The 19274-nt window shown below is 73.4% G+C and carries 18 protein-coding genes; 10 read left to right on the top strand and 8 right to left on the bottom strand.

Annotated features, from left to right (window positions below):
* Positions 1-335 precede the first annotated feature (335 nt).
* Positions 336-1217, top strand: a complete 882-nt coding sequence (locus ABZZ38_RS18385) for an alpha/beta hydrolase (RefSeq protein WP_356740823.1) — start codon at positions 336-338, stop codon at positions 1215-1217.
* A 7-nt stretch (positions 1218-1224) separates the two neighbouring features.
* On the opposite strand, the gene ABZZ38_RS18380 is transcribed toward ABZZ38_RS18385, so the two are convergent.
* The 3 genes from ABZZ38_RS18380 to ABZZ38_RS18370 form a co-directional block, all read right to left on the bottom strand.
* A complete protein-coding gene (locus ABZZ38_RS18380) occupies positions 1225-2814 on the bottom strand; it encodes a transporter (protein ID WP_356740821.1) in 1590 nt (529 codons plus the stop codon).
* Positions 2811-3617 carry an ABC transporter ATP-binding protein gene (locus ABZZ38_RS18375; protein WP_356740819.1) on the bottom strand — a complete coding sequence of 269 codons (807 nt, stop codon included), beginning with the start codon at positions 3615-3617 and terminating at the stop codon, positions 2811-2813. Before ABZZ38_RS18375 ends, ABZZ38_RS18380 begins: the two co-directional genes overlap by 4 nt.
* An 84-nt stretch (positions 3618-3701) precedes the next feature.
* Entirely contained in the window at positions 3702-4379 is a 678-nt protein-coding gene (locus tag ABZZ38_RS18370; protein WP_356740817.1) for a bifunctional DNA primase/polymerase, read from the bottom strand.
* A 396-nt stretch (positions 4380-4775) separates the two neighbouring features.
* On the opposite strand from ABZZ38_RS18370, the gene ABZZ38_RS18365 reads away from it, so the two are divergent.
* Both ABZZ38_RS18365 and ABZZ38_RS18360 read left to right on the top strand, forming a co-directional pair.
* Positions 4776-6161: a transcriptional regulator gene (locus tag ABZZ38_RS18365; protein ID WP_356740815.1), complete on the top strand. Its 1386-nt coding sequence runs from the start codon at positions 4776-4778 to the stop codon at positions 6159-6161.
* A gap of 121 nt (positions 6162-6282) precedes the next feature.
* Positions 6283-7662, top strand: a complete 1380-nt coding sequence (locus ABZZ38_RS18360; protein ID WP_356740813.1) for a hypothetical protein — start codon at positions 6283-6285, stop codon at positions 7660-7662.
* Between the two features lie 33 nt (positions 7663-7695).
* On the opposite strand, the gene ABZZ38_RS18355 is transcribed toward ABZZ38_RS18360, so the two are convergent.
* Positions 7696-8976 (bottom strand): ABC transporter substrate-binding protein, encoded by a 1281-nt coding sequence (locus ABZZ38_RS18355; RefSeq protein WP_356740811.1) that lies wholly within the window; start codon positions 8974-8976, stop codon positions 7696-7698.
* Between the two features lie 168 nt (positions 8977-9144).
* Here ABZZ38_RS18355 and ABZZ38_RS18350 point away from each other — a divergent pair, with 168 nt between their 5' ends.
* Entirely contained in the window at positions 9145-9591 is a 447-nt protein-coding gene (locus ABZZ38_RS18350) for a hypothetical protein (protein ID WP_356740829.1), read from the top strand.
* Positions 9592-9658: 67 nt separating this feature from the next.
* Entirely contained in the window at positions 9659-10510 is an 852-nt protein-coding gene (purU, locus tag ABZZ38_RS18345) for a formyltetrahydrofolate deformylase (protein ID WP_356740809.1), read from the top strand.
* Between the two features lie 34 nt (positions 10511-10544).
* Here the strand turns inward: purU and ABZZ38_RS18340 are convergent, their stop codons facing one another.
* Both ABZZ38_RS18340 and ABZZ38_RS18335 read right to left on the bottom strand, forming a co-directional pair.
* Positions 10545-11795: a zf-HC2 domain-containing protein gene (locus ABZZ38_RS18340; protein WP_356740807.1), complete on the bottom strand. Its 1251-nt coding sequence runs from the start codon at positions 11793-11795 to the stop codon at positions 10545-10547.
* Complete coding sequence (locus ABZZ38_RS18335; protein WP_356740804.1) at positions 11792-12355, bottom strand: sigma-70 family RNA polymerase sigma factor; 564 nt, start codon at positions 12353-12355, stop codon at positions 11792-11794. Before ABZZ38_RS18335 ends, ABZZ38_RS18340 begins: the two co-directional genes overlap by 4 nt.
* 190 nt (positions 12356-12545) lie before the next feature.
* Between ABZZ38_RS18335 and ABZZ38_RS18330 the strand changes: the two genes are divergently transcribed.
* The 3 genes from ABZZ38_RS18330 to ABZZ38_RS18320 all read left to right on the top strand — a co-directional run bounded on the left by ABZZ38_RS18330 (position 12546) and on the right by ABZZ38_RS18320 (position 14344).
* Entirely contained in the window at positions 12546-12923 is a 378-nt protein-coding gene (locus tag ABZZ38_RS18330) for an STAS domain-containing protein (protein WP_356740802.1), read from the top strand.
* Between the two features lie 32 nt (positions 12924-12955).
* Positions 12956-13474, top strand: a complete 519-nt coding sequence (locus ABZZ38_RS18325) for an EF-hand domain-containing protein (protein ID WP_356740800.1) — start codon at positions 12956-12958, stop codon at positions 13472-13474.
* Between the two features lie 402 nt (positions 13475-13876).
* Positions 13877-14344: an ATP-binding protein gene (locus ABZZ38_RS18320; protein ID WP_356740798.1), complete on the top strand. Its 468-nt coding sequence runs from the start codon at positions 13877-13879 to the stop codon at positions 14342-14344.
* A 232-nt stretch (positions 14345-14576) separates the two neighbouring features.
* Here the strand turns inward: ABZZ38_RS18320 and ABZZ38_RS18315 are convergent, their stop codons facing one another.
* Positions 14577-15584: a helix-turn-helix domain-containing protein gene (locus tag ABZZ38_RS18315; protein ID WP_356740796.1), complete on the bottom strand. Its 1008-nt coding sequence runs from the start codon at positions 15582-15584 to the stop codon at positions 14577-14579.
* Between the two features lie 71 nt (positions 15585-15655).
* On the opposite strand from ABZZ38_RS18315, the gene ABZZ38_RS18310 reads away from it, so the two are divergent.
* Both ABZZ38_RS18310 and ABZZ38_RS18305 read left to right on the top strand, forming a co-directional pair.
* Complete coding sequence (locus tag ABZZ38_RS18310) at positions 15656-17026, top strand: MFS transporter (protein WP_356740794.1); 1371 nt, start codon at positions 15656-15658, stop codon at positions 17024-17026.
* Between the two features lie 119 nt (positions 17027-17145).
* The gene (locus ABZZ38_RS18305) at positions 17146-18486 is read left to right on the top strand and encodes a hypothetical protein (protein ID WP_356740792.1); all 1341 of its coding nucleotides are present in this window, start codon (positions 17146-17148) and stop codon (positions 18484-18486) included.
* A gap of 65 nt (positions 18487-18551) precedes the next feature.
* Here the strand turns inward: ABZZ38_RS18305 and ABZZ38_RS18300 are convergent, their stop codons facing one another.
* On the bottom strand, positions 18552-19211 hold the full coding sequence (locus ABZZ38_RS18300; RefSeq protein ID WP_356740790.1) for a GPP34 family phosphoprotein: 660 nt from the start codon (positions 19209-19211) through the stop codon (positions 18552-18554).
* Positions 19212-19274: the final 63 nt, after the last annotated feature.

The raw sequence follows: 19274 nt of genomic DNA, 5'->3' as shown, positions 1-19274 counted from the left end.
GCACCCCCCACCGCCCCCGGCGGGGGGGGAGGGCGCGGGCGCATCCCCACACAACCCGCCCGCCCCCCGGGGCTCCCCCCCGGCCCCGCCGATCGGCGGCGCCGGGGCTCGACCTCCCCTGTGCTGACCCGGAGCCCCGAGCTCTCAGGGTCATCCCCGTCGGACCGTTTTTCCCCGAGCGGCCCGCCTCCCGATGAAGATCTCCCCTCGGCTGCGCCCGTCAATCCTTGAGCCGGGTCACTCGAACGAGCGGTGTTGGACGCCAGAAGCCCGTTTTCGAATGCAAGTTCGATAGTCTGAGCGCCGGTACGAGACAGAAGGGGGTGCCAGGACACATGGTGCGACGCATCGACCTGACCGCAGCCGACGGCTTAGACCTCGCGGCCTGGGAGTTCGCCGATCCGCCCAAGGAACAGGCGGCCGGGGACACCCGTTCCGCACCGGACCAGGCCCCCGGTGTCCTGCTGCTCCACGGGCTGATGGGCCGGGCGTCCCACTGGGCGTCCACGGCCCGCTGGCTCGCCGAGCGGCACCGCGCGGTCGCGCTCGACCAGCGCGGGCACGGCCGTAGCGCCAAGCCCGCCGACGGCCCTTTCACCCGCGAGGCGTACGTCGCCGACGCGGCGGCCGCCGTCGAGCAGCTCGGCCTCGCGCCCGTCGTCCTCATCGGCCACTCGATGGGCGCCCTCACCGCCTGGCAGCTCGCCGCCGAGCGCCCCGACCTCGTCCACGCCCTGGTCATCTGCGACATGCGCGCCTCCGCGCTGGGCGCCGCGTCACAGCGCGAGTGGGAGGAGTGGTTCCGGTCCTGGCCCGTCCCGTTCGCCACCCTCGCCGACGTGCGGAAGTGGTTCGGCGAGGACGACCCACGGCTGGAGCGTCCCAGCCCCGCCCGTGGGGAGTTCTTCGCCGAGGTGATGGCGGAGCGCGATGACGGATGGCACCCCGTCTTCTCCCGCCGCCAGATGCTCACCTCCCGCGAGACCTGGGTGCACGACGCCCACTGGGACTCCCTTGCCCAGGTCCGCTGCCCCACCCTGGTGGTCCGGGGCCTCGACGGCGAACTGGGCCGCGCCGAGGCGCAGGAGATGGTCCGTGTACTGCCCCACGGCCAGTACGCCGAGGTGCCCGACGCCGGGCACCTCGTCCACTACGACCGGCCGGGCGGCTGGCGCGCGGTGGTGGAGCCCTTCCTGGACAGCGTGCGGACGCCCTGACCCCGGGTCACCCCTTGCTGACCGCCGTCAGGATCTCCGGCAGCCGGGCCGCCGTCCTGGGCGCCGCCAATCGCAGCCCCGCCCAGGCGAGCAGGCCGCCCCACAGCGTGCCGAGCGGAAGGAGCAGCCACAGCCAGTACGTGGCGTCGGCGAGGTGCAGCGCCACCGTCAGCGCGACCAGCGGGGAGCTCAGGACCACCGCCGCGAGCAGGCCGAACCCGAGGGACATCCACGCCAGGCCCGCCTGCCCGGGGGCCACGTTCTTGTAGCCGCTGTCCTGGGGGATCGAGTACGGGAAGAGCGCCGACGCCACCGCGCCCGTTCCGAGCATCGCGCCGAGGACCGCGAAGGACAGGCCCAGCGCGTCCGGCAGCGCCTGCCAGTCGCCCAGGATCGCCGCCGTCAGGGCGGTGACGAGCACCACGTACGGGAGGGTGATGACCAGGAGCGCCCCGGCCCGCGCCCGCAGCTCCTCGTAGGCGTCCCGCGTCGACGAGATCGTCATCGCGACCATCCAGAACGCGGAGGTGTCCTGACCGAACTGGTTGTACATCAGGATGCCGAGCAGCGCCGCCGCGAAGCACGCGAAGTAGATCGAGCCCGTGCCCTGCAGCGCGTTGAACAGCGGCACGATCAGACCGACCGCCAGCGACGTCACCCACGCCGCCTTCGTCTTCGGGTCCCGCCACACATAGCGCAGGCTGCGCTGCATCACCGTACCCGCACGCCCCTCGGGCCACAGGCGCCCTGACGGCCCGGAGGGCGGCGCCGACGCACGCCGCGACGGGCTGGACGCCGCCGCCTGCGTCGACCCGTCCGGTGCCGTCATCAGCTTCACCAGGCTGCGCTGCCAGACGTACAGCAGTCCGGCCAGCGCGACCGCGGTCAGCAGCAGCCCGGCCGCCGCCTCCCCGTACGCGCCGTCGCCCGCCGCCTCCACCGCTCCGACCGCCGACGCCGGCGGCAGCCACCGCACCACTTCGGCCACCGGATCCAGCGCCGCGAGCCCACCCGACCGGCTGATCCGCTGCGCACCGAAGTTGACGACCTGCACGCCCACCGCGATCAGCAGACCGCTCAGCACCGCCAGGTCCCGCCCCCGGCGCGACGTCAGCAGCCGGATGTTCGCCGCCGCGACCGCCCGCGCCAGCGCCACGCACACCAGCAGCACCAGGGGTACGGCCACCACGGCCGTCACCACCCCCGCCGCACCGCGCGCCAGGGCCAGCGCCGCGCCGACCGCCAGACACAGCGTGAACAGCGGCCCGATCCCGACCAGTGACGACACCAGCAGCGCCCGCACCAGCGGTCCCGGCGGCAACGGCAGCATCACCAGCCGCGTCGGGTCCAGCGTCTCGTCCCCGCTCGGGAAGAACAGCGGCATCACCGCCCACCCCAGCGCGACCACCGCCGTCAGCAGCACCACCACCGTGCCCGCCGACGCGTCCCCGCGCAGCAGCACCAGACCCGCCAACTGCCCCGCCGCGGCCAGCAGCGCCAGCACGGCGGACGTGACATACGCGGCCGTGCGCCCCGCCGACTGCCGCAGCCCGTTGCGCAGCAGCGCCAGCTTCAACCGGACGAAGAGGGAAATCACCGGCCACCGCCCAGCCAGTCCAGCGACTCCCCGGCGTCCCGCCCCTGAGCGCCGACCAGTTCCAGGAACGCGGCCTGCAACGACGGCGCGTCGCCCCGTACCCGCGCGAGCGTGCCCTGCGCCCGGATCCGGCCCGCCGCCATCACCGCGACCCAGTCGCACAGCGACTCCACCAGCTCCATGACATGGCTGGAGAACACCACCGTGGCCCCGGACGCGGTGTACCGCTCCAGCACGCCCCGGATCGTCTGCGCCGACACCGGGTCCACACCCTCGAACGGCTCGTCCAGGAACAGCACTTCGGGGTTGTGCAGCAGGGCCGCCGCCAGCCCGATCTTCTTCCGCATGCCGGTCGAGTAGTCCACGATCAGCTTGTCCCGCGACCCCGCCAGGTCCAGCACGTCCAGCAACTGCGCCGCCCGCTTGTCGACCTCGTCACCCGGCAGCCCCCGCAACCGCCCGGTGTACGCCAGCAGCTCACGCCCCGACAGCCGGTCGAACAGCCGCAGCCCCTCCGGCAGCACGCCGATCCGGGCCTTCACCTCGGCCGGGTCGCGCCATACATCGCGCCCGGCCACCTCCACCCGCCCCTGGTCGGGTCGCAACAGGCCCGTCACCATCGACAGCGTCGTGGTCTTGCCCGCGCCGTTCGGTCCGACCAGACCGATGAACCGGCCCGCCGGCAGCGCCAGATCGATACCCGCGACGGCGACCTGCTCGCCGAACCGCTTCCACAGCCCCTCGACGCGCACGGCCGGCGCGCCGGCGCTCGTCTCGTCCGTCTCGTCCGTCTCGTCCGGCATGGTCCTTGCCTTCCGTAACCCCGTTGCCCCCGTCGACAGGGGGAGCGCATACGGGCCAGCGTACGGAGGCGCCGGTACGGGACGTCACCCCTGCCGGGACCGTGCGGCAGCCGCCTCGCGCCCGCACGCGTACGCCAGCGGGCTGATCAGCTCCTCGGCGTCCGGCAGCCAGCGGTTCGCCGGCGTCGGGTGCTGCGCCCACTGCACCGCGCCGAGCCCGCCCACCCGGGTCGGCGGGGCCGCCACGTACTGGCCCTCGCCGCGCGCGACGAGGTCGATGCCGGTCGGCGACCAGCCCAGCTTCCGGACCAGCTCGGCCGCCTTCGCGGCGCCGCCCGGCAGGACGAAGAACTGCATCCGGCGGTTGGGCGTGCGCGTCACCGGGCCGAGCGTGAGGTCCATCCGCTCCATCCGCGCGAGCGCCAGGAACCCCGCCGACTCCGGGACGTCCAGCGCGTCGAAGGTCCGCCCGGTCGGCAGCAGCACCGACGCCCTGGGCTGCTTTCCCCACATACGGCGCGCCGCGACGGCGCTGCCCGTCGCCTGCGTCGCCCAGTCGGGCCGGGCCGGGTGCGCGCCGGGCGCGGGGCACGCGGTGTCGTCGCACGAACACCGCGCCTGACCGTCCACCGGCTCCAGCCAGGTGCCGGGGAGCACGTCCCAGTGCCGCTCTTCCGCGTACCGCACGGCGGCGTCGAGCAGCTGCTCGCCTCGCTGCTGGGGGATCTGTGCGGCTTCCGTGACTCCGATGGTGTCTTCCACGGTGAGCTCAACTCCCGGCTTCACGCCGGGTTACGGGGCGCGGGCAGGGAGGCAGAGGAGCATCGATTCGCCGTCCGGGGCGCATGGATGCATGGGCGGGGGCGCGCGTGCGGTCGGGAGCGGCCCGCGGGTAGCCACAGCTGGTGGAGACATGCCATGAATGGGGTGGGCTCCCGGCATTCCGCACCTTACAAGGAGGGTTGCTACTTAGGGGGACTTGGGCCGACTTGGACGCCTGTGCGCCTACCCGAACGATGACGAACGACCTTGTACGACTTGCGTGACTTGCACGGTGTTTCGTGACCCGCCGGTATTACGGCGGCAAGTTCTGCATTCTCCGCATATCAGCCGGGCAGTGATCAGCGGACTGATCACCGCGGCACCCAGGGGGTAGTCATGGCAGCGAGGCCGCTCGTCGCCCGTCAGCCGAACGAACGGCTGCAGGCTCTCATCCAGGAAGCGGGGTGTTCCAACGCCGGGCTCGCCCGCCGCGTCAACATGGTCGGGCAAGAGCGCGGACTGGATCTCCGGTACGACAAGACCTCCGTGGCGCGCTGGCTGCGCGGCCAGCAACCGCGCGGACGGGCCCCCGGCATCATCGCCGAGGCGCTGGGCCGCAAGCTGGGGCGTACGGTCACGATCGACGAGATCGGCATGGCCAACGGCAAGAACCTAGCCTCCGGCGTGGGGCTGCAGTTCGCACCGACCGTGCTGGGCGCGATCGAGCAGGTCTGCGAGCTGTGGCGCAGCGACGTGGGCCGCCGGGACTTCCTGTCCGGTACGGCGGTGGCCGCCTCCGCGCTGGTCGAGCCCAGCCGCGACTGGCTGATCACGGGCGCGGACGCGCAGGTGGCGCGGCAGGCCGGCGCCCGGGTCGGGGTGTCGGACGTCGAGGCGGTCCGGGCGATGACGGACGCGCTCGTGGAGCTGGACCACCGGTTCGGCAGCGGGCATGTGCGGCCGGTGGTCGTGCACTACCTCAACAGCGTGGTGTCCGGACTGCTGTCCGGCTCGTACCGCGACACGGTCGGGCGCCAACTGTTCGCCGCTGTGGCCCGGTTGACGGAACTGGCCGGGTACATGGCGGTGGACACCGGCCAGCCGGGGCTGGCGCAGCGGTACTACATCCAGGCGCTGCGGCTCGCACAGGCCGCCGGGGACCGGGGGTACGGCGGGTACGTCCTGGCCGCGTCCATGAGCCACCTGGCCGCGCAGCTCGGCAACCCGCGCGAGATCGCCCAGCTGGCGCGGGCGGCGCAGGAAGGGGCGCGCGGGCACATCACGCCGAGGGCGGAGGCGATGTTCCTGGCGGCCGAGGCGCGGGGGCACGCCCTGCTCGGGGACGCCCGCGTGTGCCAGGAGGTGACCGCCCGTGCGGTGGCCGCGATGGACCGGGCCGAGGCGCGGGCGGGCGACGACCCGGTGTGGATCGCCCACTTCGACCACGCCTACCTCGCCGACGAACTGGCCCACTGCTACCGCGACCTGGGCATGCCGGAGGCGGCGGCCCGGGCGGCGACCGACGCGCTGGACGGGCACCCGGAGACGCGGGCGCGGCGGCGCGCGATCGGCCTCGTCCTGCTGGCCACGGCCCAGCTCCAGCAGCGCGAGGTCGAACAGGCCTGCCACACGGGCACGCGCGCGGTGGACCTGCTCGGCACCCTGCGCTCCTCGCGCGGCGCGGAGTACCTGGACGACCTGCAACTGCGCCTGGAGCCCTACGCGAACGAGCCGTCGGTCCGCGAATTCGGCGCCCGGCTGGAGTTGCAGGCCGCCGCGTGATCGGGCCTTAACAGCGACTTGCCAAGGGTTCTTGTTACTGCTGCCACACATGTGTGCGCGGGCCGGGAGTCACCCGGTAGCGTGAGCCGACGATTCCGTAGGTACAGACGTAGGAGTCCCGGTGACGCAGAGCGGACAGGGTCAGGAGCCGCACCTTCCGGCGGCGCGGCCCGCGCACGAAGGTGTCGTGCTGCCCGCCGAGGGCGGCGCGGCATGGAGCGACCCGGCGGCTGCCGGGCCGGCCGGGGGCCGACCGTGGGGCGGCCCCTGGGGCCCGCCGGACGGGCAGCAGCACCAGCCGCACCAGCCGCAGCCCGGGGCTTACCCGTCGTACCCGCAGGAGTACCCGTACCCCCAGCAGGGCCAGCCGGGACAGCCGGGACAGTACGGCACACAGCCCCAGCAGCCTCACCAGCACCAGCCGCAGCAGCCTCACCAGCACCAGGCACACCAGCAGCACCAGCACCAGCAGGCGCATGAGCAGCACCGGCCGCAGCAACCGCACCCGTCGCAGTACGGGACCGTCGCGCAGCCCCTGCCGCCCGAGGCGCCCAGGGGGACGGCGCCCGGGAGCGCGTCCGACGCGGACGCCACGCAGTACATCGCCCCGGTCGCCGGCGGCCCCGGCCCGATGCCGCCCACCGGGGCGGACGCCGAGGCGACGCAGTACCTGCCGCCCGTCCCGCCGCAGCCCTCGGGCGCGCCCTTCGGGATACGCCCCGGGACGCCCGACGAGCGGCAGCCGCCGGCGGAGTTCGACAACCTCTTCCGTAACGACGCCGCCGCCACGCAGCACATGCCCCAGTACGGCACACCGCCCGAGCCCGTCCGGCCGCAGTCCGAGGAGCGCGTCGCCGCGGGGCGCCGGTCGTCGAAGGTGACGCTCATCGCCGCCGTCGTCATCGGCTGCACCGTCGTCGGTCTCGGCGCCGGCGCGCTGCTGAGCGCCGGCGGGGACGACCCCGGCACCAAGGCCGACCACACGAGCGTCGCCGCGGCCACATCGCCCACCCCGCCCGGTGACGGAGCCACGCAGGCGCCCGACCCGGCCAAGCCGCAGGCCGAGGAGCTGGACAAGCTGCTCGCGCAGAGCAGCGACAGCCGGGACGCGGTGATCCGTTCCGTCGAGAACATCAAGCGGTGCGACAACCTCGACCAGGCCGCCAGCGACCTGCGCTCCGCCGCGACACAGCGCCGCGGCCTGGTGACCCGGCTCCAGGGCCTCCAGGTCGACAAGCTGCCCGACAACGCCGCGCTGACCGCCGCCCTCACCAAGGCGTGGCAGGCGTCCGCGTCCGCCGACGACCACTACGCGGCCTGGGCCACGCAGGTCAAGGGCAAGAAGGGCTGCAAGGACGGCAAGGCGCGTCACACGAACCACACCGCCCTGGCCAACCGGGCCAGCGGGGAGGCGACGGCCGCCAAGCGGGAGGCCGGCGGCCTGTGGAACAAGATCGCCGGTACGTACGGTCTGACCCCTCGGCAGCCGGAGCAGCTCTGAACCGCGCGCCGGGCGCGCCGGGCGTGACCGCCGCTACAGCGAGGAGGAGTTGCGCAGGGTGGGGCCGGTGTCGACGAAGCCGCGCTTCTGCGCAACCAGCCGCCCCTGGCGTACCACCTGGAAGGTGACGCCCCGGTTGACGATGCGCGGGAAGCTGGGCATGCCGAGCATGTCCTGGAAGCGCCAGCGCAGTGGGGGCGTGAGGCCGCCGGTGTCGACCCGGACGCCCCGGTTGAGGGCGTGCGTGACCTTGCCGGCGGTCACCTCCTCCGTGTCGAGCACCTCGATCACCCGGCGCAGGACGGTGTAGGCGATCCAGGTGGTCTGGACGCCCGCGTCGGCCGGGTCGATGCGGTTGTCGCCGAAGGCGTGCTCCCGGATGACCTGCTTCATCGGGCCCCAGCGCTCGTCGCCCGCGTCCGGGTACCAGCCGGTGATGTAGGCGCCTTCGAAGGGGCTGTTGGGGCCGCCGGTGCGGTCGACGAGTGGCTGGTCGACGCTGCCGAGGACCGAGGAGACCTTGACGTCGCGGCCGTCGGACGGCAGGCGGCGGAAGGAGTCGAAGAAGTGCGCGGTGCGCTCGCCGAGCGCGGCGGTGACGCAGCCGCCCTCCTCGCCCGCCTGGCGGCGCGACTGCCGGGCCTCGGCCGCGTACTCGCCGGCGTCCTCGGCGGCCGGGATGTCGGTGGCGGTGCGGTGTTTGCGCTGGGCGAGGCCGGAGTTCAGGAGGTACGGCAGGTCGTCGCCGGTGACGGAGTCGGGCCGGACGAGCGAGACGCGCTCGCAGGCGTCGGCGAGCTGCATGCCGTTGCCCGCGAGGAGCGCGGGCTGGCCGCCGTTGACCGGGTAGGAGAGGTAGCTGGTGAACTCGTCGTCGGCGACGCCGTATCCGCCGATGTACGGGATGCCCGCCGCCTCCAGCGGGGCCATGAAGGCCCGGCCGTGGTGGCTGTAGGAGCCGACGACGGCGACCACGCCCTCGTCGACGGCGCGGCGGGCGCAGGCGGCGGCGCCGGCGGGGTCGTTGTGCTCGTTGCAGGTGACGACGCGGAGCTCGTGGCCGTCGATGCCGCCGCCGCCGTTGGTCCAGCGGGCGTACGCCTGGGCCATGGCGGGCATGCCGGGCATATTGGTCGCGCGGGTGCCCTCGGGCGCCCATGTCATCACGGTGACGGGCTCCCTGGCGCCCCCCGTGGCTCCAGGGAGTGCCCCGCAGCCGGTGACGAGGCAGGCCGAGACGAGTGCCGTCGCGGCCCGGAGAGGAAGGGATGGGGGGAAACGCCGCCTGGTGCCGTGCCTGCCGCTGCCGGTCATGGTCCGCACAATTCCGCCTCATGGGTAACGCTGCAGTGTGCGTGGTTCAACGCTCGGTGACGGAGAGGTGAATTGCGGGGTGCGGTCGGCCCGTATCGCAGGGGAACGTACGATCGAAACGTGTCCAGTTCCGTGAACTCTTCCCGTCGCGGCCGTCGCTCCTCCACCATGGGCGGCATGCCGCTCACCGACATGCCCTGGTGGCGCTGGCGCAGCAATGTGCGCTCGGCGCTTCACATGCTTTCCGACCCGGTCTTCCACCAGGAGTGCTGGCTGGCCGGCCGGGAGGGGTACGGGGACGTCACCGACGCCGTGTACCGGCTGGTCGAGGACACCTGGCTGGACAACTGGTCCGCCGAGAAGTACGTGGGCACCATATTCCGCGACTCCGGGGAGGCCGCGCTGGTGGACGTCGCCGTGCTGCGGGTGTTGCGGATCATGCATCAGGTCGGACCGGACGCCCCGGTCACCACGTACATGGCCCACCACGGCTGGCCGGAGGCGGTCCGCGCGGCGCGGGACGCGCATGTGCGGCTGGCGGCGAACGACGGGGAGGACCCGGACGCGCCGCCGCAGTCCCTGGACGTCCTGCGGATCATGACCCGTTCCGCCTGACGGTCGCCCCGTTCCGCCTGGCGGACGCGCGTCGGGCGGGCCCGCCGCGATATGGCATCCTGCGAGGATGACTGACCAGTATGTCCTCACACTCTCCTGCCCGGACAAAAAGGGCATCGTGCACGCCGTGTCGAGCTATCTCTTCATCACCGGCTGCAACATCGAGGACAGTCAGCAGTTCGGAGACCGGGACACGGGTCTCTTCTTCATGCGGGTCCACTTCTCGGCGGAGGCGCCGGTCACCGTGGAGAAGCTGCGCGCCAGCTTCGCGGCGGTGGGGGACTCCTTCGCGATGGACTGGCAGATCCACCGCGCGGACGAGCGCATGCGGGTCGTGCTCATGGTGTCGAAGTTCGGCCACTGCCTGAACGACCTCCTCTTCCGTACGTCGATCGGGGCGCTGCCCATCGACATCGTCGCCGTGGTGTCCAACCACACCGACTTCGCGGAGCTCGCGGCCTCGTACGACATCCCGTTCCACCACATTCCGGTCACCAAGGAGACGAAGGCGGACGCGGAGGCCGAGCTGCTGAAGCTGGTCCGCGGGGAGAACGTCGAGCTCGTCGTCCTCGCCCGCTACATGCAGGTCCTCTCCGACGACCTGTGCAAGCAGCTGAGCGGCCGGATCATCAACATCCACCACTCCTTCCTCCCGAGCTTCAAGGGCGCCAAGCCCTACCACCAGGCGCACGCGCGCGGTGTGAAGCTGATCGGCGCGACGGCCCACTACGTGACGGCGGACCTCGACGAGGGCCCGATCATCGAGCAGGAGGTCGAGCGCGTCGGCCACGGCGTCACCCCCGAGCAGCTGGTGGCCATCGGCCGCGACGTCGAGTGCCAGGCGCTGGCCCGCGCGGTCACCTGGCACGCGGAACGCCGCATCCTGCTCAACGGCCGCCGCACGGTCGTCTTCGCGTAACGGCCCCTCCCGCCGGGCCCCGGGGGGCCCGGCGCTACAGACGGCTCAAGGACGCCGCCGCGAAGAGGACGTCCTTGATGGCCTCGCGGTCCCCGTCCTGGCCCGCCGCGGCCTCCTCCGGAGGCACATGGCCCGCCACGAGCTGGCAGAACTCCTCCGCGTCCAGGGCCACCTGGGCCACCGCCTCGTCGGGGCTGCCGACGGCCGCCGGGGAGTCCAGGGCGATGTACCAGTGGCCGCCGCCCGAGCCCTCGACCTCCAGATGCAGCGAGCGGCCGGGGGAACCGGCCGCGACCAGATGGCGGGGCGGAGCCGCCAGGCCCGCGCGGCGCCGGTCGGCGAGCGCCGCCGGCAGCAGCCGGGCCGCCAGGTCGATCATGCCGTGCAGATGGGCGCCGCTGGGCGGTTCGTACGGGTAGGCCACCGCGTTCGCGATGTCCTCCGCGTGCACCCAGCACTCGAAGGCCCGGTCGAGCAGGGCGTCCCGCAGGGGCAGCGCGAAGTCGCCGTACGAGACGGACAGCGCGGCGGCGTCACGGCCCGCGAAGGAGACCGTGCGGATCAGCGTGTGGCTCTGGTCGCGCCACGGATCGCGGATCGTCCGCGTCGGCGGGTGGTGCGCGTCCCGCCAGTACGTCTCGGTCCGGTCCGTCGGGACGACGGGTGCGGGCGGCCCCGCCGCTCCGCCCGGGACCTGCGGGGCGAGCGGGTCACCCAGCCCGAGCGCCGACGTGACCAGGCCGTCCACCGCCAGCAGATGGCCGATGACCCCGGCCACGGTCGTCCGGCGGCTGACCGCCCGCTCGCCCTCGAACCACTGCAGCCGCACCGGCGCGTGCCACTCCGCGTCCCCGATGTCGCGCAGCAGCGCGTCGAGCCGGGCGGTCTCCGCGTCGTACGGGCCGGCCCAGTCCGGGACGGGGATACGGGCCGGGCGGCGGCCCAGGCAGTTCTCCAGCACCCGGGAGCGCAGCAGCGGATCGAGGTCCAGGTCGCGCTCGTGGTGGAGCAGCCCCACCGCGTCGCGCAGCCGCAGCGCCTCGTCCGCGCACGGCGCGCACTCGGTCAGGTGCTCCTCCACCGCCGCGGTCTCCTCGGCCGAGCAGGCCGACAGCGCCCAGGCGCCGAGCAGGGACTTCAGCACCGTGTGGGGGAGCGGAGGCGGGGCCTCCGTCACCGGTGGCAGGTCGTAGTTGTCGGCGGCCCTCCTCGGTGACGGTATGCGCGGCGCGCCCCGCGCCTCGTCCTGCCCGCCGTCCCGGCCACCGTCCAGGGGCCCCGTCACAGCGTCCGCCCGTCCATGGGCCGGGTGTTGGCGGTGGCCAGCAACTGGAGCCCCAGGCGCAGCCGGCGCCGCGCCTCGTCCTCGGTCACGCCGAGGTCGGCGGCGGTCTGGCGGTAGTCCCGGCGCTCGAAGTACGCCAGTTCCAGCGCCCGTCGCAGCGGTGTGGGCATGGACTGCACGATGTAGTCCGCGCGGGCGGCCACCGCCGCGCGCCGCACCTTCTGCTCCAGCTCCTCGGGCGAGCCCTCCCCGCTGCGGGTGTACGCCGCCGTCTCCGTCTGCCGCAGCCGGTGCACGGCCTGGCTCCGGGCGAGCCGCGCGATCCAGGAGCGCATGGCGCCCTCGCGGCGCGGGTCGTAGGCGTCCGGGTTCTCCCACACGTACCCGAAGACCTCGCGCGTGACCTGGTCGGCCGCCTCCTCGTCGTCGAGCACACGGTGCGCCGTGCTGTGGACGAGCGAGGCGAACCGGTCGTAGAGCTCGCCGAGGGCCGCCGCCTCGCCGCGCGCCAGCCGCTGCTGCATCCTGCGGTCCCAGCGCGGTGGTGTGTCCTTCGCCATACGGAGCCCTCCGGAGCCCTTTTGACCCGACTCCTTTCGAATGTAGTGCGCTGCACCGACAAAGCACCTGTCTTTGGGCAGGAAAACGTCCGGCGGTGCTCATCGTGTTTCATGGGGGGCGGGCAGGGCAGCAGCCGCGAGAGGAAGACCTTCCTCCGGTTCAACGGCGAAACGATGAGGGGTGAGGCGCGTGACGGTGCTCACGGTCGACGAAGCCGAGCACGGCGCCTGGACCGTGCTGTCCGTCAGGGGCGAACTGGACCTGGTCTCCTCACCCGTCATCCGCCGCCGCGTCCACGACGCCGTCGCGGAGGGCCGCCACGACGTGGTGCTCGATCTGTCGGGCGTGTTCTTCTGCGACTCCAGCGGCGTCGGCGTGCTCATCGCCGCCCGCCGCCTGCTCCACTCCTGCCGCGGCAGCCTGCGGCTGATCCTGCCGGCCCACGGCTCCGTCGAGGGCTCCCACGTCAACCGCGTCCTCGCCGCCCTCGGTGTGCGGCGGCTGTTCTCCGTGTACGCCGACGTGGCCGCCGCCACCGGCGACCGGGCCCAGCCGCTCTCCGCGTGACGGCGGACCGTCCGCGACGTACCCTCCCGGGCATGGACGCAGAGGACTTGTACCAGCGCCGGATCGCCGACCGCTTCGACGCCTTCGACCAGGACGGCAACGGGTATATCTCCCGCGAGGACTTCACCACCGCGGTCTCCCGGTTGCTCACCACGTTCGGCATCCCCTTCCGCTCCGACAAGGGCCAGGCCGTGTCGGGCGGCGCCGAGGCGTTCTGGCAGGGCCTGGCCGGCATCGCCGACGTGGACGGCGATCAGCGGGTCACCCGGGGCGAGTTCGTCAACGGCGCGGTCAAGCGGCTGCGCGACAGCCCCGAGCGGTTCGCCGAGATCGTCCGCCCCTTCGTGCGCGCCGTGCTCGCCGTCGCCGACCAGGACGACGACGGGCAGGCCGAGACGGGCGAGCTGGAGCGGGCCCTGCTGGCGCTGGGCGTGGAGTCGCACACGGCCGCGCTCGCGGCCGAGTCGCTGGACGTGGACCGCAGCGGGCGCATCGACGAGGAGGAGGCGGTCACCGCCTTCGCCCGCTACTTCATGACGCAGGAACCCTGAGGCCGCGACTGAGGCCGCCCCGACGCCGGAGGGGAGCTCGCGCCGCCGGTAGGGGCGCGCCGCCACGGTCACTGTGAGTCGATACCGGGTTGTGTCCTTGGACGGACTCGTCACAGCCCGGAGTCGGCTCCTGGCTCCGGTACGCTCCGTGAGATGCGAGTGGTGCAGAGGCTGGGGCGTTCCGGCGCTGATGCGCGCCCCTGTTCGACTGCCCGCGATGTGCGTCGCACAGTATGCCGCAGGCGTACTCCTTCGCGCTGGAATATGCCCGAAGCGCTTGTTGCGGTGACTGTACGTCAACCATGCTGTCCCACAGGGAAATCACGTTCAGTGACGACTGTTTCGGCTGTGGTCGCTGTGAGACACGAGGCGATGTGTCCGCCGGTTCGGATGGTGTGAGCGGTGCAGGTGCTTCAGGTTCAGTTGGAGATCGGACCCGATCCCGCGGAGGTGGGCCGCGCCCGTAGATGGGCGCGGTCGCGCCTCGCAGGTTCCGGGATAGGGGATGACGAGCCGCTGGCCGAGACGCTGGTGCTGCTCATCTCGGAGCTCGTCACCAACGCCGTCGTGCACACCGGCTGTCCGGCCGTGCTGCGGATGCTGTTCGGGGCGGGCGCGGCCGAGGCGGGGACGGTACGCGTGGAGGTCGCCGACCGCTGCGCCCGCCCGCCACTGCGGCGCCACGCCGAGGGTGACGAGACGAACGGGCGGGGCCTGGAGCTGGTCGACGGGCTCGCCGACCGGTGGGGCTGGCAGACGGAGGGCGCCGGAAAGCGCATCTGGTGCGAGGTGGACAGGTGCGCGCCCGTGACGGCGCGGGTGGTGCGCGAGCCCGGCGCGTACGAACCGTCCTGGGCCGTCACACAATAGGTCCTAACGGGTCAATCTTCGCATAGCTGTTGACGCGTCGTGCTCCTCTGATCACCCTGGGATCAGCGATTCGTGGCGAGGGGACGCCGAGGGCCTGACGTCCTCGACGAGCGCGGGTCGCGGCGGTGGCGGCCCGCCGTGCCATGCTCGGGGTGAGCATGAGCGCGCCGCCACCCCCGAACAGCTCGGTGACGATGTGTCACCCCTGGGGGCGGTGGGGGAGCGCCGGATGTCACGCGGGGGTCGCGTGGCCGGTGCGGAACGTGCGCCGGTAGACGGTCGGCGGGACGCCGAGCACGGCCTGCAGGTGCGCCCGCATCGACTGGGCGGTGCCGAACCCGGAGTCGCGTGCGACCTGGTCGACGGTCAGGTCGGTCGTCTCCAGGAGGTGGCGGGCCCGCTCGACGCGCTGCTGGGTGAGCCACTGTCCGGGGCTGACGCCCACCTCCTCGCGGAAGCGGCGCGTGAAGGTCCGTACGCTCATCGCCTCCTGCTCGGCGAGGTCGCGCAGCTGGAGCGGCTCGTGGAGGTGCGTCAGGGCCCAGGCGCGGGCGGCCGTGGTGGTCGCCCGCTGCGCGGGCTCGGGGACGGGGCGCTGGATGTACTGCGCCTGGCCGCCGTCGCGGTGCGGCGGGACGACCGTGACGCGGGCGACCTCGTTGGCGACGGCCGAGCCGTGGTCGCGGCGCACGATGTGGAGGCACAGGTCGAGTCCGGCGGCGACCCCGGCGGAGGTCAGCACGTCGCCGTCGTCGATGAACAGCACGCCCGCGTCGACCCTGATGGTGGGGAACAGCCGCTGGAAGTGGTCGGCGGCGGCCCAGTGGGTGGTGGCGGGCCGCCAGTCGAGGAACCCGGCCGCGGCCAGGACGTATCCGCCGGTGCAGATGGAGACCAGGCGGGTGCCGGGCCGGATGCGGGCGAGCGCGGCGGCCAGCTCGTCGGTCAGCCGGCCCTCCTCGTAGACGGGGCCGAGGTCGTACGAGGCGGGGACGACGACCGTGTCGGCGGTGGCGAGGGCCTCGGGGCCGTACGGGACGTCGATGGTGAAGTCGGCGTCGGTGCGGACCGGGCCGGGCGCGACGCCGCAGGTGGTGATCGTGTAGAGCGGGCGGCCGTCGGCGGACTTCGCCCGGCCGAAGATGCGGTGCGGGATGCCGAGCTCGAAGGGGAGGAGCCCGTCGAGGGCGAGGACGACGACGCGGTGCGGCGGCTGCTCGCCGGTCAGTGCGGGGCCCATGGCCCGATCCTAGCGATACCCGGCAGCCAGGCCAATGGTTGCCGGTTCACCGGCCTGCCATGGTGTGTGGCGTGACCCGGACAACCCCTGAACCCGTCGACGCCTCCCCCGTTCCCCCCGGCGAGCCGCGCCCGGCCGGCGACCCGCGCGGTTCGCGCGTCCCGCGCGTCCACCGCGCGTGGTTCGTCGCCGCCGTGACGTTCGTGACGATCGTCGGCGCGGCGGCCTTCGCCTCGCTGCCGGGACTGCTGATCGAACCGCTGCACCAGCAGTTCGCCTGGTCGCGCGGCACGATCGGCTTCGCCGTCTCCGTCAATCTCGCGCTGTACGGCCTGACGGCGCCGTTCGCCGCCGCCCTCATGGACCGGTTCGGCATCCGGCGGGTCGTGGCCGTCGCCCTGTCCGTCATCGCCGCCGGCTCGATGGCGACGGTGTGGATGACCGCGTCCTGGCAGTTCATCCTCTTCTGGGGTGTCCTCGTCGGGCTCGGCAGCGGCTCGATGGCGCTGGCCTTCGCGGCGACCGTGACCAACCGGTGGTTCGTGGCGCGGCGCGGTCTGGTCACCGGCATCCTCACCGCGGCCGGCGCCTCCGGGCAGCTGGTCTTCCTGCCGCTGCTGTCCTGGCTCGTGGAGCACGAGGGCTGGCGCCCGGCCGCGGTCACGGTCGCGCTCGCCGCGCTCGTCGTCGTCCCCTTCGTCTGGCTCCTGCTGCGCGACCACCCGGCGGACGTGGGGCTCGCGCCGTACGGCGCCGCCGACCCCGTACCGAAGCCCGCGCCGGTGCCGGGAGCGGCGCGCCGGACGGTCACCGTCCTGTTCTCGGCCGCCCGCACCGGCCCCTTCTGGCTGCTCGCCGGCACCTTCGCCATCTGCGGGGCCTCGACGAACGGCCTGGTCAAGACCCACTTCATCCCCGCCGCGCACGACCACGGCATGCCCATCACGGCCGCCGCGTCGCTCCTCGCGGTGATCGGCGTCTTCGACGTGGTCGGCACCATCGCCTCCGGCTGGTTCACCGACCGCTTCGAGGCCCGGCGCCTGCTGGCCGTGTACTACGCGCTGCGCGGCGTCTCGCTTCTCTTCCTGCCGGTGCTGCTGGCGCCGTCCGTGGACCCGCCGATGGTCTTCTTCATCGTCTTCTACGGCCTGGACTGGGTCGCCACGGTCCCGCCGACGATCGCCCTGTGCCGCGAGCACTACGGCGAGGACAGCGCCATCGTCTTCGGCTGGGTCCTCGCCTCCCACCAGATCGGCGCGGCGCTCGTCGCCTTCGCGGGCGGCGTCGCCCGGGACGTCTTCGGCTCGTACGACGTCGTCTGGTACGCCTCGGGCGCGCTGTGCGCGGTGGCGGCCCTGATGGCCCTGGTGATCCGGCGCCGCGGGGCGGTCCCCCCGGCCGCCCGGCCCGCCGGAGCCGCCGGAGCCGGGCAACCGACCTGACGGTGCGTCAAAAAGCCGGGGGCAACCCTCCACCCCACTCGACGGTCGTTCCCTTCGGTCCGGAATTCGGATCAAGGACATGTGTACGAACACACGGGAACGACACAGGGGGAAAACCCATGAGAACGCCTTCCGCCGGCCGCGTCGCACGGTTCGGCGCCTGCGCCGCCGCGGCGGGGCTGGCCACGCTCGGCATGGCCACCCCGGCCCTCGCCGACAGCGACACGCTGTGGATCCAGTCGCCGTACGAGCGGACCCTGCCCATGGCCGCCGACGGCGGTCAGCAGCCCCCGGCCACCACCCTCGTCCTGGGGCTCACCCACGACAACGACAACTACCGGGTCACCGACGGCCGGCTCACCGTCGACATCACCGGCCTGGCCGGCGTCGCCGACGTCACCTGGCCGGCGAACTGCGCGCCCACGGGCACCACCGCCGTGTGCGACGTCCCCGAGGTCCCGGTCACCGGCGGCGACCAGGTGCGGCTCCAGGTCCGGGCGGCGGCCGGCGCGGCCGACGGCGCCAGTGGCCGAATCACCTACACGGCGAAGGCCGCGACGACGGCGGGCGGCGAACTCACCTCCCCCGACGGCTTCGAGACGACGCTCCGCGTCGCCTCGGGCCCCGACCTCGTCCTCGACGCCGGGAACACCTCGGTCGAGGGGGTCCAGCCGGGCAGCACGGTGCCGGTGCCGCTCAGCGTCGTCAACCACGGCAACCGGGCCGCCAACGGCGTCCAGGTCACCCTGTACGTCTCGCGCGGCCTCGACCTCGGCACGGTCGCCGACCGGTGCACCCACACCCCCGTCGGCGAGGGCGCCGTCAAGCCCGTCACCAAGGTGGACTGCGCGTTCGACGAGGTCGTCGAACCGGGCGGATCGTTCACCCTGCCCACACCGCTGACGGCCACCGTCGCCCCCCACGCCCTCTACGAGCGCATCGACATCGGCGTCCACCCCGGCGGCGGCGTCACGGACCTGGAGCCGAGCGACAACGGCGCCCTCGTCGGGGTCAAGGCCGCCAACACCGCCGACTTCGCCGTCCGCGGCGCGCGGGTGAGCGGCGCCGCGGGCCAGACCGTCCAGGCCGCGCTGACCTTCCGCAACCGGGGCCCCGCGTGGGTCGCCAACCTCGGGTCCGGTGACCCGGTCGCCGGCGTCGACCTCGTCGTCCCCAAGGGCGCCACCGTCACCGCCGTGCCCGAGAACTGCGAGGCCCGCACCCTGGACGGCCAGTGGTACGACGGCACCACCGGAGCCCCGCGCTACCTGTGCCACCTGCCGATGTGGGTGGCGGAGAAGCAGACCGTGACGTTCCCCTTCGAGCTGCGGATCGACACGGTCATCCCCCGCTCCACCGGCGCGGTGACGCTGAAGCCCCCGTACGGCACGCAGCCGCTGCCCTACGACCCGAACACCGAGAACAACACGGCGAAGCTGGTCCTGAACCCGGACGCCTGAACCACGCCCCACCCCAGGTCCCGGAGCGCCCGCCGCTCCGGGACCCGGCTCGCGGTACGCGCGTCTCAGACCGCCCCGGCGACGGTCACGACCGTGGCCGCCGCGACCGCCGCCTGCATGTTGCGGATCGCCTCGCGGACCTCCGCGCCCGCCCACTGCCCCTGGGCGATCTCCGCCATGCGCGGCTCGACCCGCCTGCGCGGCGCCTCGGAGAACGCCAACCGGTGCAGGCGGGCCGCGTGCAGCAGGGCGATCAGCCCGGACGTACGGTCGTCCGGTTCCGCCCCCTCCAGGACCACGGCCGCCAGCCGTTCCCGCAGCTCCCGCTCCACCGACCCGTCGGCCTCCGGGTAGCGCCGCACCGGGAAGATCCCGAGTGCCCGGTGCCGCTCCTCCGCCACCAGCCCCCGCGCGCACAGACTCTCCACGGCCGCCCGCACCGCCTTCGGCTGGTCCTTCGTCAGCCAGGCGACCACCTTGCGCCCGCTGTTCCTCCCGGTCCAGTCGCCGATCGTCCGCAGCCGCTCGTCGAGCAGCGCGCCCCCGGTCGGCGTCGCGTCCGCCACCGCCAGCCGCCCACCGCTCACCGTCACGCGCCCCGCCAGCACCAGCTCCAAAAGGGTGCCCCCCGCGACGGCCCACCCGGCGTTCTGCCGGTCCTTGGCGGCACCCGACGCGTCGTCCAGCGACAACAGCGCGACTTCCTCGCCCAGCGTGACGGCCATGCCCATCCCCCCGTGGTTCTGCCTAGGTCACCAGGCAAGACGTGCGCACGCGGTCCGGGGTTC

Source organism: Streptomyces sp. NPDC006368 (genome assembly GCF_040612535.1).
Classification (GTDB): Bacteria; Actinomycetota; Actinomycetes; order Streptomycetales; family Streptomycetaceae; genus Streptomyces.
The sequence above is the reverse complement of the archived record's forward strand: the minus strand, read 5'-3'. Positions and strand labels throughout refer to the sequence as shown.